The organism is Pseudoduganella lutea (genome assembly GCF_004209755.1).
Lineage (GTDB): Bacteria > Pseudomonadota > Gammaproteobacteria > Burkholderiales > Burkholderiaceae_D > Rugamonas > Rugamonas lutea.
Genome location: NZ_CP035913.1, coordinates 6723178 through 6737883, shown reverse-complemented (window position 1 = coordinate 6737883; position 14706 = coordinate 6723178). Strand labels below are relative to the sequence as shown.

Here is a 14706-nt window from a genome sequence, read left to right as displayed (position 1 = left end):
CGGTGACGGGCGCACCGACACCCACGCCTGGTGGCGGACTCGCTCCGCCGTTCAAGGCGATTTGCCGATCAGGGGTGGCGCGATGACAGAGACTGCTGAGAAAAAGCCTCCCTTGCGAGAGACTCTCCGACGAAGCGGTTCTACTGCTGGCCATGCGGGAGGCTGTCCTAGCCCAATGGGAGGCCAGCGTGCGGGGCGGGATCGAAGGGGCGGCCGAGCTGCTCGCCCCCCGCCCTCACCGACAACCTGCCAAGCCTTCACGACAATTTCGCCGAGGCCATCAGTCCCGGGCGGGCCCGGCGCACCGCCACCGGAAACACAACCGCCGCCTAGTCCCATGGAAGCGAACGAGCGCGCCTCAGGCGCTTCGGCCGCGACGAGGTCTTGCGCGAATCAGCTTTTCCGGGACGCCATCCGCCACGTCGCCAACGCGCGCGGCGCGCGGTGGTCTCCCGAGACCTAAGCGTCGATTCAGCGCTCGATTGAGATCGCCGCGCGCGAATCCCTTTGCGAATACGCCGCGACCCACGAGGTGCTGCGCCGCCGGGTCGCGGCTGCCCTGTCGCACGACATGCGCGCGCCGCTTTCGGTTATCGCCATGGGGTCTCACCTCATCGGGCTGACCTACGACATTGGCGCGGCCCAAGGCTTCGCCGACAAGATCAAGCATCAAACCGAGCGGCTCGACGCGATGATTGGCGAGCTTCTCGACGCCCTGACCGCGATGCGAGAGGTGCCGCGCCTGCTGCCCCTCTCGTGCTTCGACATGCTGGATTTGGCGCTTGACGTGGCGGGAGAGTTCGAGGGCGGCCGAGCCATCGCAGTCTCCGGGGAACGCGTCAAAGTCACTGCTGCGCGCCCGCGATGCGCAGAGCCTTGGAAAACTTGATCACGAACGCCATCAAGCATGGCGCCGCCAGCGGCGCGGTCAAGATCGAGGTCAAGCAAGAACGCGGGCGAGCCTCCGTGTCCGTCCACAAGCTGGGCCGGCCATCCGGCAGAGCGCCGCGAACGGATTTTCGGCTACCTCGCCCGCGACGTTGGGCCAAGCGTCGCCGGATGGGGCATAGGCCTTCCATCCGCGCAAAGCATCGCGAAGGCCCATGGCGGCAGCGTTTCGGTGGACTGCTGCGATGAGTCAGGCACCACCTTCACGATCGAAGCTCCCGTCGATTGCCGCCCCTTCGTCAGACCTGCCATTGCCAGCGCTTTCCCGCCTCGCCGAGTCGACCTCGCCTTGATGCGACGGTAGCTCTGCGCGAAGCTGCGGCCTTGGGTTGCGGCGTGGATTGCCTGCCTACCGGCCTCCATCCTCGCTTGCTGGCCGGCACGATGGGTTGCAGAGGCATGGCGTGGATACGTATGGCGTCGGCGCGGTGATGCGTGGATAGGAGGCAATCCCGCAGGCCCTTTCAAATTCCCCGGTCTCTCCGGGCAATGGCCCGCCGAGAGCTTGGGCGATATCCAAGGAAACATCGTTTCGCGCCGTGGTCCCACCTGCGCCGCCAGTGGCGCCGCTTGCGAACTTGATCAGATTCTCGAGGCCCGCGGCGTGAACCTTCGGATACTGCGCCCGTTCGGCCCTCGGCAGCTCGTTGAAGTGGGCGAGCGCCTCCCGGAACAGGCCACCGAGCGAGCCGCCTTCGGATCGAGCCCTATCGAGCTTGGCATGCATCGCTTCGCGCCAACGCAGCTCGTCGCTCCGGACCTGCATGGACGCCGCAGCCCGCTCCGGAAGGTTGAACGCCCCGCTTTGGTCGTGGACGACGGTCGACAATTGCTCCCTTGCAAGCCCAGCGAAGGGGTTCTCGGCGACGGGGTCTCGCAAATAGACCGCCGCCATCCACGCCGAGGCCCGGGCCGCGCAGTCGGCGAACCTGTGCGACGTCTTGGAGGCCCGCGCGACGCCCTCGGCGGTTTTTGGGAAGGACAGCTCGGCTTGGGCGAGCTTGGCCGCCTTGGCCACTTCGTCGTCAGGCGTGTCCCGCATCGGCGATGCCTGCTTGGCTCGCGCAAGGCGTTTGGCCAAGGACTCCGCCTCATCTCGCGTTGGGACTTCCCCACCGCTGCGATTACGGCCGCACCTGCTCGCCAAGTGGCACCAAGAAGCGGGGGCAAACACGCCGCGCGTATCGGAATCGGCGCTCACGACAATGTGGATATCGGGATAAGACATGGCGGCCTCCTGGTGGAGATCTCTGATGATTTATGCTAGCACTCCGCTTTGACGGACGGGCGCCGCGTTGACCGACCTCGGCGCACAACCTCCCTTACACGCGATTGGCCCGACTTGGCCGGTGTGTAGAGGGAATGATGCGGCGCGCGACACTGGCGCCACGCGCGCGCAATTTTAAGTTACGCTCGCCGCGTGACCACCTGGCGACAGGATCTCCCCGCCCGCGGCGCCCCCTCGGCGCGGCTCGTGTCACCAAGAAAGGATTGCGAAATGACTTCCTCTCCAGCCGCGCGCATGGACGAATCAAAGCTTTCTCTCGAGGCGCGGGAGCTGTTGTCCATGCGGGACGACGTCTTCGATCATTGGGAGGCGAGCGTGCGGGCCGAGATCAAGGGCGCCGCCGAGCTCATCGGTCCCGCCCTCACTGACAACCTGCCCAGCCTTTACGAGAATTTGGCCGAGGCCATCAGCCCTGGGATTGCGCGCCAGACCGCGACCGAAAACTCGACCGCGGCGATGGCGCACGGAAGCGAGCGCGCGCGGCTCACCTGCTTTGGCCCGCATGAAGTTCTGCGAGAATATCAGCTTTTCAGGGACGCGATCCGCGAGGTGTCGCGCTCTCACAAGGTCGCTTGGCCCGACGCGGTGTGGGCGGCGATCAGCCGCTCCGTTGAGATCGCCTCGTGCGAGGCTTTGGAGGAATACGCCGCCACGCACGAAAGGACCCGCCGCAAGGTCGCCGCGGCGCTGTCGCACGACATGCGCGCCCCGCTATCGGTCATGAAGAACGGCGCGCAACTGGTCTGCCTCACGGACGACTCCGCCCTCGCGCGACGAAGCGCCGAGAAGATTTGTCGCCACGCCGACCGGCTTGAATCGATGATGTGCGATCTGCTGGACGCCCTGACGGTCCTCCGGGAGGAGACGCCTCCGCTGATCCTGTCCAACTTCGACATGCTCGATCTGGCCAGCGACGTCGCCCACCAGTTTTCCGACGGCGACGGCGGGCCATTCCTCGTCGTTGGCGACAGCGTCGAGGGCCATTGGTGCGCGCCGGCGATGCGCAGGGCGTTGGAGAACTTGGTCTCCAACGCGTTGAAGCACGGCACCGCTGGAGAGGTTCAAATCACGACCCGCGAACGTCGGGGCAGGCTTTCGCTCTCGGTTCACAACCACGGGCGGCCCATCCCCGAAAGTAAGCGCGAGCGCATTTTTGGCTACCTCAACCGCCACCAAGGCGATGGCGTGCTGGGCTGGGGCATCGGGCTGTCCTTCGTCCGCAGCGTCGCCGAGTCCCACGGAGGCAGTGCGGAGGTCGACAGCTCCGCCGCCGCCGGTACGACCTTCACCATCGAGGTCCCCGTCGACTGCCGGCCCTTCGTCAAGCACGCGACCAAGTGCGCGCAATCCGCGATTTGAACGTCCCGGCCGAGCGATGCCGTGCGACGATGGTTGCCTTAGAAGCTCATGAGCGGCATGAGCAGCTTGCCAAGAAAACGGCGCACCCTGTCGATATCGAAGCGCAAGCCACAAGCCACTTGTGACGCCAGCAGATTCGCGCGCCCGCGTTGCGGGCGCGAAGATATCATCGATCTTTTGTTTAATCATCGCCAACATCGCGCGCGCCCTTGGAGCATTGAGCATATGGCCTTCCCATCCACGCCTTGCCAGTTGGAGGTTGTCAATTTCTTGTCTCAGCGGGGCGTGTCGCCAATAGGGCCGGATCTTGCCCGCGTCATTCGCGCGCGTTGTCGGTGGGGCTACGCGCCCTTATTGGGCGCAAAATCTACCTTTGCGTATCATGGGCCGACGCGCTGGAAAAACTGAAGACTCACGATCCAGGCTTTACCGCCAAACATTTAATCGAGCTTGAAGCCCTTCACCACCGAGGCGACAGGCGAGCCTTCGTTGAGCAACTGGCGTCCATCCGCCGGGAGATGAGGGGCGGCCAAGGGTTCGCGATGGTTTCAAAGCGAGACGAGGCCGCCAACATTGACCGGCTGCGCTGGGAAGAGCATCTTTCTGAAATTTCCAACGCGTTCACGCTTAGCGAGTTCGCATTGGACGAGCTTTTCCACGACCTGGTCATCTTGGAACATCCCGTATCCAAGGCGCGGGCCAAGGCCGCATCGCTTAACGGCTTCGCTCCTCCAAAGCTACCTTGAAACAGCTGGCACGTTCAACCGCCAAACGCTTGAGCGTTGCCCCATCCGGCGCCCCGCGATTCCGCTGCCGATTCTTAGTGAACAACAGGTCGGAAGCGCCCGGTGCTCTCCCCATGGTCCGCTTCTGGCCCGTCGAGCTAGCATACCATGTTGCCAAACTGAAAAACTTTTGAACTGCCACGACAGGCGGCTCCCTCCTCATAGCAGACCTTCTACGCGCAGCTGACCACATTGCATCTACTCGTGCAGCGCGATTTCAGCCCACGAGACCTCGGGGATAAGAAACGATTGCCCCGATGACCTATTCCAAACCGAAGGGCGGTCGAGTTCACTCCCCATCTGCAACCAACTCAGATCGCACGAATTCACGATATTGCGGAAAGCGTCCTGCGTCGGTGGAGATAGTGTAACGGAAAATTCAAACAGTTCAGGCATCGGGGCTACCTGCTGAGCAAGCGCAGGACTTGAAGCATACTTTTGGCTGGGTGATGGGGGAAAAATTGACCGTATCATCAACCCTGCGGTACAGGAATTTCCTGAACTGACCCCGGAAATGCGAATGGACCAGCATAGTCGCAGAACATTCGGCTCGACTCAGCAGGCGATCCAGAACAGGAGCAATGGACTCATCCCAGGCATCGACTTCCGACGAATAGTTCCCAACGATAAGCGGGCTGCGGATTGAGCGATTCATCTATGGCTGCTTCGGGGCGGGAGCTGCCTGTCGTGACAGTCTGTGGCTTTTCCGGTTTGGCAATCTGCTATGCTGCGGCAAACGGCCGAGTTCGGCCAAGAGCGGAAGTTCGCAAAGTGGGAATGCACGCACATTTGAGCTCGGGTTTTCGTTAAGCTAGTGTTCCTTGATGAAACCGCATGGCTCTTATGCAATGGAAAATCCGCCGATTGTTCCCCCCAGCTCCGTGCCAACAATGCTGTGGGTAGCGCTCGTATGCTTAGCCACATTGGCTGGCTACCAGGCCATCCATAGGGCGCCGACACCGGACAAAACGCCAGAGCAGTGGCAAGCTGTGGCCCTTGCGGACCTGAATGCGGTCCATACCGCCATTATTGAGGCGCATCCCGGCTACATCGATACAGCCAATCCCGTTGTGCGGTTATGGACTGAGCAAGGCTACCGTGAAGCGCGAGCACTGATCCCTCGAGTAATCAACTACGACACGATGATGTCGGCAGTGCGCTACTACGTTACCGGATTTCAGGATGGTCATCTCGGTTATTCGGACAATACCCGTAGCGATGGCTTCCACGAAATGGTGAACGGTTGGCGCATAGATGAGCATGGTGGTGCAGCCGTCGTCACCGCGGTCATGCCGGGGTGGGACGGCCTCTTGCCTACGCCCGGTGCGACTTTGCTGGAATGTGACGGTCGTACGCCGGGTGCGATCGTAGCAGAGGACCAAGCACCCTACTTTGATCGGCGTAATTTACCTTCCGTGCGTAATAGCCTGTTCCCGGAGCTGAGTTCCCTGAGACTTGCTGGTCTAGAACTGAAGCGCTGCACGTTTGTTCAGCCTGATGGCGAGCAGGTGAAAATGGAGGTGAAATATCGGCGCATGCCGACAATGGATGTGTGGAAGGGCCTGCGCAGGGTCCACACGCATTCCCCCGATCGCCGCAATCGCTATGACTTCCGCGATAAGGTGCTTTGGATCAGGGTCCCTGATTTCATGCCCGGTCCGGATGCGGCAAAAGATTTGGACATCATGTCGAGGGAAATTGCCGCCTTGCGTGACGTGCGTTCGATTGTGTTCGATACACGCGAAAATGCCGGGGGCGACAGCGCGGTCGGCCAGAAGATTTTCGATGCAGCCACAGGCGGCCTGGAATTCGATACCAGCGGACTCGAACACCAGCTTCAGGTGTATGCACAATGGCGGGTTTCCGATATTTCGATTTCTGGCGTAAGCGCCTACGTCGACATGATGGCGGAACGCTATGGCAGTGCCGACCCACGCACGCAAGAGACAAAGCAGCTATTGTGTTCGTTTGCTTGATGGATTGACCCGCTCAGTTTGACCCTCCCTCCACACCCGCGCGAACGCTGCAACCCTGTCGTAAGAACCCTCAAATCCCAATTCCTTCAGGTCCTCATGGATCTGCTTTAGCGTACACCGCTGCTTTCTAGATCGTGCTGCCTCGGTCTTGAGCATGGCTGAAAGTTGAATCGAGTATTTGTCGATTGCGCTGCGCGAGCGCCGCTCGGTGTAGGCCGGCTCGGTGATTTCCGCGCGCAGGTAGCGCCGGACAGTGTTTCTTGAGATGCCTAAGCGTCTGGCGATCTCTCTAAGGGGGACCTGGTCACGAATGTGCCAGCGTCGAATAATGCCTAGTAGTGCCACGTCGATCACTCCGGTTCCCCACTCAACTTGTTGAGCAGGATTGTGTCTTAAACGTGGGGCAGATTCACTTGCAAATTACTGGGTAAAGTGGGTCAGATTTCGCTGCAAATCAACAATGTCGTGCAGTTGTCGTCCCAAAGTAGACAAAGCGGCGTCTTTATGGTGTTTGTGCAGTTCAGCTTCTCGGACGCGCAGCTGGCAGCTGGCAGCTGGCAGTTGGCAGTTGGCAGTTGGCAGTTGGCAGTTGGCAGTTGGCAGTTGGCAGTTGGCAGTTGGCAGTTGGCAGTTGGCAGTTGGCAGTTGGCAGTTGGCAGTTGGCAGTTGGCAGTTGGCAGTTGGCAGTTGGCAGTTGGCAGTTGGCAGTTGGCAGTTGGCAGTTGGCAGTTGGCAGTTGGCAGTTGGCAGTTGGCAGTTGGCAGTTGGCAGTTGGCAGTTGGCAGTATGAATCGTTCCAACTTTGGCCTAGGCCGATTCATTTGAATCAAGCCAGAATAGCTTGCTACTCAACTGCGCGGCTATTACCGGCTGGATCTAGCCCACATATTCGCAATTTAAGTTAGGCGCCGCGTATGTTCTTTAACGCGTTCCTCTGGACTCAGCACACGCCGGTCACTCATCCGCACGGCACGTCGACGGTCGCCCACTAGATCGCGCAACTCACGAACGCTCAGACCAGTCGCATCGTGAATTTGCAACAAAAGCGTCGCACTGACGGGATACCGACGTTGTCTGATCCAAGTGAGAAGATGCTTACTAATCTGCAGTGCCTTGCCTAATCCGGCGTCACCTGAGACGCCTGTATGTAAAGCCAGTGCATCGAGGAATCTGGCCGGGTCATAGACTTGACTCAGCCGTTGTTGATCATTCATCTCCATTTTATGACTCCTGTGTTTTACTCTTCATTTAGAGACGAACAGCAAGAAATCAAGATGTCTGGGCCTCCGCTCACTCAACGGACACCTCTACGGCAAGAAAACTAAAATTGACTTACTGCTCCTAGCCGAAACCGGCCTGTCGCGCCAGGTTAACAGATTGCAAAGCGGAAAAGTCCACCGATTGACACACTGGCTGTTTTCTTTGGGTCATAGGGACTATCCGGGATTGGGGGCACATACAAGGGATTGACTAGCACTAGCGCGCAAAAAACCCGCCACAAAGCGGGCGGGTGCGTCGGCGACGGGTCGTTGAGCAACCTGGAACAGGAGGCCGGACAGCCGGTCGCTACCGCCGACCTCTACCGGTCAAGAATGTTTGTTCGATTTGTCGTTGGGCGCTGCTGCGCTCCCCTGGGCATTGCCCTCCGCCTTGCTTCCATTGCCCGCATCGACCTGGGCGCCAGCACTCCCGGCGCTTTGCATAGTGGCGTGGGCCTGCATGCTCGCATTGCCGCTCTCACCGCGCATGCCTTCGAAAGGATTACGGAAGTTCTTCAGGTTTTCTTCCTGCTGACGCACGTTACGCTGGGTCTGATCGACGGCAACGCGCGCTACCTCTTGCGCCAACGACTGCGCAGTACGCGAGGTTTGTGGCACATGCTCAGACGACACCCGGGCCAGCTCGACCTGGGCGTCGGTTGCCACGCGGGCGATCTGCTGGCGGTATGCCTGCAGTTTCGAGCTGGCTGGCTGGGCGCGCGCTGTTGCAACCGCGAGTGCCTCGGCTGGCGTGGCGGCAGCCAGGAACTGTTGGGATGCAATGGCACTGTCTTCCAGCAGCGATTGGGTCAGCTGAATATTGGCTTCACACAGGCTCTGGAAAGAGCGCGACATTGCATTGGACATCTCGTTGAGATATGCCATCTGGGCATCGAGATGGGCCCGTACTGCTGGGGTCACTTCGGGGGAAAATGGAAACATAAATACCTTCGAAAAGAGAGTCAAGCAAAGGGCGACCGCGTCAGGTAGTTGTTTCAGGCACCTGACAGGGCGATAGAAGTTAATTGCTGCATTTAGCACCGGCGGTATTGCCCTAGGCGTGGGCCAGAGCGAATCCAGTGTGTATTGATAGTAGATCGATTACACAATGATGGCGTTCCATTACGATGCAGCATCAAGACCCGAACGCACCGAGCTAACTTGTCGCCATACTGGCATACCAGCTGGAGGCATATCAAGCGGGTGGTTTACTGTCCATTTCGAGCCCGTTTGCTGAGCTTGCCGCCCCACGCCCCAGGGCGCGCGAACTTCCGGTTTTGGCCGAACTTGGCCGTTCGACGCACCATGGCAGGTCGCCGAACCGAAAAAGTCACAGACTGTCACGACAGGCTGCTCCCGCCCCATTGCAGACCTTCGCATTGACCCTTTCCAGTCTTCTACATCATTCTTGCGCTGGGGAAACGGGGCGTTGCAGGCGCTGTCAAGCCGGCGTACCTACTCAAGGGGCGCTATCACTCGTGTTCATGCCGGAGCTGGTGGCGACCGCCTGCTTACTTCTTGCTGGAACGTTTCGACGCCTCCACCCCGATCTTTACCCAGCGGGCCATCTCTTCGGCATCGTCGTAAGCGCTCTTCGGCACCGACCAGTAGGGCAAGTACACCTTCTGTCGATGGCCCTTACGGCTGCGGTAGAACATGCGCGTGCCGCCGGCCTTCTCGATCTTCGCGGCGTTCTTTTTGTCGCCTTTGACCAGCAGCTCGTCCTTACGCTGGAAGCCGATGATTTTCCCGTGGAGGTAGATTCCCTTCCCGCCGAAGACGGGCCGGATCGACACCTGCCCGACCGAGGCAAAGTATTCCGCTATGCGTGCATCATCCATCAAGCGTCCCCTCCATATTGAGCAATACACGGCCAAGCGGACGTGCACGTTCGGCGAAAGCATGTGCGGCCCCGGCATCCGCTAGTGGGAAGGACCGTTCGACGGGCACGGTCAGCTCACCCGTCGCAGCACGCGCCATCAGATCGGCTATCAGGGCTCGTGCACGCGGTGTGCCCATCTCCTTACCGAACATGAAGCTGAACACGGTGAGGCTCTGCGGCAGCAACTCCTCGAAGCCGAACTTGGTAGACGCGCCCCCCGACGCCCCAATGAGGCCTTAACGGCCCTTGAACGCGCAGGCATCGAACAGTGGATTGCCGCCCGCCATGTCGAGCACGAGATCGACGCCGCGACCGTCAGTCAGCGCCTTCACCCGCTCGACCACGTCCTCCGCCTGATAGTCGATCAGGTAGTCGGCGCCGAGCGCTGCGATCCGTTCCAGCCGCTCCGGCGTCGCTGCGACCGCGATCACCTTGGCGCCGGCTCGGTGTGCAAGCTGCACCGCGGCGATGCCGACGCCGCCCGCAGCCCCCCTTACCAGCACCGTTTCACCTGGCTTCAGCCTGCCATACTCGAACAGCCCGTCGTGCGCTGTGCCGAACTCGACCGGGACTGCCGCAGCGACCGATAAGTCCAGCGAATCGGGCACCAGATAGGCATGGGCGCGCTCCACCGCGAACAGTTCGGCATGACTTCCAGCAAAGGCGAAGCCTGCCACCCGGTCGCCTGGCCGCAGGTCGCTCACCTCCACACCGACTCTCTCTATCACGCCGGCTGCCTGATAACCGACGACATGCGCAGAGTCGCCCGGAGGGGGCGTGCTGCGGCGGTTGAGCAGGTCGCCGCCCTGCAATGCCGCGTGTGCGACGCGAATCAGCACGCCAGTAGGGCTAAGCTGCGGGTCGGCGACATCTTGGTAAGCGAGCACTTCCGGCCCGCCGTTGTGGTGATAGGCTGCAGCCTTCATGTTCATGTCCTCACTTTTCTTTCAGATGGTCAGCCGAAAAGTTCGCGGCCAAATAATCGGCGAACCGTTGTGGCGGACGACCTGTAATGGTCTCCACCGCGTTGCTGACAGGCGCATCGCGGCGATCAGCAAAGGGCATCAAGGTCGCTGTCGTGACTTCCGCTTCCATCTTCGTCATCGGCGTGTGCGTGGTCAGCCAGTCAGCATAGCTGTCGGGTGTCAGGTCGGGCACCTCGACCTGGCAGTCGAGGGCGGCGGCATAGTGGCTTGCGATCTGGTCGATGGTCAGCGTCTCCGGTCCGGTCAGCGGGAGTGTGCGCGTTCCTGGCGCTGGATTGAGCAGCAGCGCGGCGATCGTTGCAGCCACGTCGTCGGGTGCGATCGGCGCGAGCGACGTTTCCCGACGTGGCCAGGCGAATACGTGCTGCGCCAACCCCGCTTTGACAGAAGGCAGCTGGTCCAGATTTGCCCACCAAGTCGGCCGCACGATCGCGTAGGCGTCGAATAGGCGTCGCACATCCGCCTCGTTAGCAGTATGGCGCGCGGCGACCGGATCGGGTTTGCCAGGTCGTCCCTCCGTCAGCGGCACCGATTCGCTGGATAGCTTCACTGCATAGCCGACACCTGCCTTTGCTGCGGCTTCCAACGCGTTGCGCTCACGATCAGGCTTGGCATCGCCAGCAGTAATGGCACACACCGCGTCCGCGCCGGCGAACAATTCTGCAAGGCCATCAGGCTGGTCGAGGTCGACAACGTGCGTCTCAGCTGCTCCCTGAGCTTTTTCTCGGCCGTCCGCCGAGCCGACCAGGGCGACGACGTGCGCTTTGTCGCCGATTAGCTTACAGACTCGCGTACCGATATGGCCGCTCGCTCCAGTGATGACGATTTTGAGGCTCACGGTTCATCCTTTCTGCTTTGTTTTTGGGTCTATGGAGTTAGAGAACTGGAACTTGCTTAACGCTGCCAGGATGGTTGAGGTCTTACCGATGGCCCCTATGTTTGACTAGGTTCCCATGGACAACAACACACTTTGCGCAACATTTGTTATCGGAACCTGTCACCGCACTAAATCCCTACCATGCAAGTCTCTTGTAAACAAGGTAAATTGGGTTAATCAATGTGTCAAGGCGCACACCATTGCCCCATGCTTCGTCAGATGAATTATCTTGTGAGCGAGACCCTAGTAAAATAGAGAGTATGACTACAAGACACAATCGCCTTCGCACTCAACTGTCTTTCGCCTTGTACGGCGCGGCGAATCGCATGGTGCGTATGCACAGGCCTTTGTTGGAACCACTGGGTCTTACATTTCCGCAATATTTGGTGATTCTCGAACTGCTGGACGGCGCGCCCGTTCCCGTTGGCGAACTTGGAAACCGGCTAGGAATGGACACTGGCACGATTACGCCGTTGGTCAAGCGTATCGAGCTGGCTGGTTTCGTTACGAGAACCAGAGACGCAAACGACGAGCGCCGTGTGATGGTGGACCTGACGGCAGCAGGGCGAGCCCTAGAATCGGACGTTCGCAGTGTCCCGGATAAAATTAAGTCGAGTTGCGGGCTTACCGAAGACGATGTCGCGGACCTGCATGTCACCCTCGATATGCTCGGGCACCCTGCGACTGAATAAATACTATCTACCTCGTAGACAGTAGCAGAAGGCTTTTGGGACCGGGTTAATGTCCGCTTTTGGCCCAGGCTGTGTGAAAACGCAAAGCGGACAGCACGCCAGTGATACCCGGCCTCTCAGAACGCTCTCCAAGGCGTTTTCTGGAGGTCCGGAATGGTAAAGAGACCCCTGAAAATACGCAGATCTCGCGTTTTTACACAGCCTCGGCCGAACTCGGCCGTTCGCCGCAGCATAGTAGGCCGCCGAACAGGAAAAGTCGCAGACTGTCACGACCGGCAGCTCCCGCCCCTTACCGGACGTTGCGCTAGTGGAGCCATATTGCAGCGACATCACAAGATGCCGGATACATCTTGCAGCGCGCCGCGGCGATATTCAATGCCAGCTATTTGCTTGCGCTATGTCGGCCAACAACCTCAGCAAGTGATCTGAGTCAAGCGGCTTGACCAGATGATGATTGAACCCGGCAGCCTGCGTGGCCTTACGATCATGTTCTTGGCCATATCCGGTTACGGCGATTAACACGGCGTTGGCGGTTTCCGGCTGAGCGCGCAAGTGTCGGGCAAGGGTATTCCCATCCATTTCCGGTAGGCCAATGTCGAGCAGGAACACGTCAGGTCGAGCTACCGCGAAATGTTCCAAAGCCGCCTTCGCTGAATGTTTTACGATAACCTCGTGGCTAGCGGCCTCCAGGAGCATCGCCATCATCAAAGCCGCGTCCTGGTTGTCGTCTACGATCATAATGCGCAATGATGGCATGCCTCGGTGCGCAGCATCGTCGTATAGGGTGCTATCTGGCTTCACTTCGCGCTCGAGCAGGCACGGCAGAATCAGCGAAAAGGTACTGCCCTTGCCTATGCCGGCGCTAAAGGCACTAACAGTGCCTTGATGCAGTTCGACCAGACTTTTAACGAGCGCCAAGCCCAGTCCCAATCCGCCTGACGCACGGTCGGAACTGCGCTCAGCCTGAGAAAAAAGCTCGAACGCGCGGCTCGTAAAGTTGGGATCCATGCCAACGCCAGTGTCCGTCACGTCGATCTGCACGCGGGCGGCTTTGAACGTGGTCGCGAGCAGGATGTGGCCACCGTCAGGAGTATATTTGGTCGCATTGTTGAGGATGTTGGACAGCGCTTGTACCAATCTTTTTTTATCGCCGCAGACCACCACGGGCTCTGCGGCCAGCTGCAAGGTGATACGCTGGCCCTTGGCGCGCATGAGCGGCGTGGCCTGTTCAATCGCGTCGTTTATGATGCCGCCCAATGGCTCTTCCGCTATAGCCAGCGTGACCAGTCCCCGCGTCACGCGCGACACGTCGAGCAGGTCGTCGATCAAGTTGGTCATGTGTGCCACCTGCCGGCTGATCACCTCGCTCGTCACCGCCACGTGCTTGGGATCGAGCGTGCGCATACGAAGGATGGACGCTGCCGCGCTAATTGGAGCGAGCGGGTTGCGTAGCTCGTGCGCCAACATCGCCAGGAACTCATCCTTGCGCCGGTCTGCATTACGCAAGGCCAGCTCTGCCTCCTTGCGACTAGTGATGTCGGTAGCGACCCCAGCAAAACGACGCTTGCCGCTCTGCACGTCCGTGAACATCCGGCCCTTTACGCTTACCCAAACGGTCCTACCTATCTTGGGCACGGTACGGTAATCGATATCGTAGGCGGCGTCGTTTTGCATCGCCTGCGATACAGCAGCAATTACGTTGTCACGATCGTCCGGATGAATGATCTGCGTGAAGTACTCTAGACGAGCCCCTTGTTCGGCCACATCGGGCGTCACGCCGAACAGACTGGCGAATCGCTCGTCCATTATCGTCACGCCCGTATCAGGGTCCACTGACCAGGTTCCCATGCGGCCGGCTTCCAGCGACAGCCGGTAACGCTCCTCCGCCTCCCGGTGTCGAGCTAGCGCCAGAACTTTTTCGGTCGTCTCAATAACCGTGCCGAGCACGCCGCAAATTTCGCCTTGATGGTCCCGGATGGGGCTAACGGAAAATGTGAAAAAATTAGGCCCGGTACACCCGCTGCGCGTGACTGGTAGTGACATATCTTGAAAAAACATCGTCTCACCTGCAAAGGCCTGGGAGCAGATCGACACCACGGCGTCGGCGACCTCTGGCCATAGCGCGCCTATTGACATTCCTTGTAAGGCGTTTGGGCGTTCAGCCATCAGTTCAGAATACGGCTCGTTAAACAGGGTATGCAGTCGATCCGTCCAGGCGACATAGGACGGAAACCCCGAACTGAGCATCATACTAAGTGCCGTGCGCAGGGCGGGTGGCCAGCCAGTGATCGGGCCAAGCGGATGCGTGCTCCAGTCGTTTTGCGCAATCTGGCGGCCGGCAGAGCCAGCGTGGTCAAGAAATGCAAAGTCCGGCGTCAGCATGGCGGAGGGAGAAATGTCGAATGCTTGAATTCTACTTGTCCAGACGCCCTATTATGCGTACAGGAGTGCAGAGGTGCGTAACTGCATGCTATAGCCCACCTCGTCGTCCCAGCAAAGTCAGGTTGGATTTTCTATGCTTTTGGCCGAAAGCAGCCGGTCGCATTGCCAATGCGTACACGGTTGTTGCCTCCACGACAAGCAACAGATTTTGTTAGCCGCTCTTAGGACGTCACACACGGGCGGCAATCCCTTAATGCCGTTGTCTTCAAGAC

At 59.7% G+C, this 14706-nt stretch carries 13 protein-coding genes and 2 pseudogenes; 7 read left to right on the top strand and 8 right to left on the bottom strand.

Annotated elements, in window-relative coordinates:
• Window positions 1-532 precede the first annotated feature (532 nt).
• Both EWM63_RS28480 and EWM63_RS33130 read left to right on the top strand, forming a co-directional pair.
• Complete coding sequence (locus EWM63_RS28480; protein WP_259772495.1) at window positions 533-889, top strand: histidine kinase dimerization/phospho-acceptor domain-containing protein; 357 nt, start codon at window positions 533-535, stop codon at window positions 887-889.
• Window positions 890-907: 18 nt separating this feature from the next.
• Window positions 908-1252: an ATP-binding protein gene (locus EWM63_RS33130; protein WP_371861151.1), complete on the top strand. Its 345-nt coding sequence runs from the start codon at window positions 908-910 to the stop codon at window positions 1250-1252.
• Window positions 1253-1297: 45 nt separating this feature from the next.
• On the opposite strand, the gene EWM63_RS28475 is transcribed toward EWM63_RS33130, so the two are convergent.
• Window positions 1298-2029, bottom strand: coding sequence for a hypothetical protein (locus EWM63_RS28475; RefSeq protein ID WP_130189527.1), 732 nt, complete (start codon window positions 2027-2029; stop codon window positions 1298-1300).
• Between the two features lie 441 nt (window positions 2030-2470).
• Here EWM63_RS28475 and EWM63_RS28470 point away from each other — a divergent pair, with 441 nt between their 5' ends.
• From EWM63_RS28470 to EWM63_RS28460, 3 genes are all read left to right on the top strand, one after another.
• On the top strand, window positions 2471-3595 hold the full coding sequence (locus EWM63_RS28470) for a sensor histidine kinase (RefSeq protein ID WP_165390975.1): 1125 nt from the start codon (window positions 2471-2473) through the stop codon (window positions 3593-3595).
• A 335-nt stretch (window positions 3596-3930) separates the two neighbouring features.
• Window positions 3931-4341, top strand: a complete 411-nt coding sequence (locus tag EWM63_RS28465; RefSeq protein WP_130189525.1) for a hypothetical protein — start codon at window positions 3931-3933, stop codon at window positions 4339-4341.
• Window positions 4342-5201: 860 nt separating this feature from the next.
• Window positions 5202-6356 carry a S41 family peptidase gene (locus EWM63_RS28460; RefSeq protein ID WP_130189524.1) on the top strand — a complete coding sequence of 385 codons (1155 nt, stop codon included), beginning with the start codon at window positions 5202-5204 and terminating at the stop codon, window positions 6354-6356.
• Between the two features lie 24 nt (window positions 6357-6380).
• Here the strand turns inward: EWM63_RS28460 and EWM63_RS28455 are convergent.
• Window positions 6381-6710, bottom strand: a pseudogene (locus EWM63_RS28455) (helix-turn-helix domain-containing protein); the annotation flags it as partial.
• A gap of 78 nt (window positions 6711-6788) precedes the next feature.
• On the opposite strand from EWM63_RS28455, the gene EWM63_RS33215 reads away from it, so the two are divergent.
• Window positions 6789-7181 (top strand): hypothetical protein, encoded by a 393-nt coding sequence (locus EWM63_RS33215; protein ID WP_229487554.1) that lies wholly within the window; start codon window positions 6789-6791, stop codon window positions 7179-7181.
• A gap of 71 nt (window positions 7182-7252) precedes the next feature.
• Here EWM63_RS33215 and EWM63_RS28445 read toward each other — a convergent pair whose 3' ends face one another.
• The 5 genes and pseudogenes from EWM63_RS28445 to EWM63_RS28425 form a co-directional block, all read right to left on the bottom strand.
• Window positions 7253-7576, bottom strand: a complete 324-nt coding sequence (locus EWM63_RS28445; protein ID WP_130189430.1) for a hypothetical protein — start codon at window positions 7574-7576, stop codon at window positions 7253-7255.
• A gap of 366 nt (window positions 7577-7942) precedes the next feature.
• Window positions 7943-8557: a TIGR01841 family phasin gene (phaP, locus tag EWM63_RS28440; protein WP_130189523.1), complete on the bottom strand. Its 615-nt coding sequence runs from the start codon at window positions 8555-8557 to the stop codon at window positions 7943-7945.
• A 569-nt stretch (window positions 8558-9126) separates the two neighbouring features.
• Entirely contained in the window at window positions 9127-9456 is a 330-nt protein-coding gene (locus tag EWM63_RS28435; protein WP_165390974.1) for a TfoX/Sxy family protein, read from the bottom strand.
• Window positions 9449-10423 (bottom strand): annotated as a pseudogene (locus EWM63_RS28430) (quinone oxidoreductase family protein). The gene EWM63_RS28435 and the pseudogene EWM63_RS28430 overlap by 8 nt, the downstream one beginning before the upstream one ends.
• Before the next feature lie 10 nt (window positions 10424-10433).
• Window positions 10434-11321 (bottom strand): NAD(P)H-binding protein, encoded by an 888-nt coding sequence (locus EWM63_RS28425; protein WP_130189521.1) that lies wholly within the window; start codon window positions 11319-11321, stop codon window positions 10434-10436.
• A gap of 365 nt (window positions 11322-11686) precedes the next feature.
• On the opposite strand from EWM63_RS28425, the gene EWM63_RS28420 reads away from it, so the two are divergent.
• Window positions 11687-12052, top strand: a complete 366-nt coding sequence (locus EWM63_RS28420) for a MarR family winged helix-turn-helix transcriptional regulator (RefSeq protein ID WP_229487553.1) — start codon at window positions 11687-11689, stop codon at window positions 12050-12052.
• A 372-nt stretch (window positions 12053-12424) separates the two neighbouring features.
• Here the strand turns inward: EWM63_RS28420 and EWM63_RS28415 are convergent, their stop codons facing one another.
• Window positions 12425-14434, bottom strand: a complete 2010-nt coding sequence (locus tag EWM63_RS28415; RefSeq protein WP_130189519.1) for a hybrid sensor histidine kinase/response regulator — start codon at window positions 14432-14434, stop codon at window positions 12425-12427.
• Between the last annotated feature and the right edge of the window lie 272 nt (window positions 14435-14706).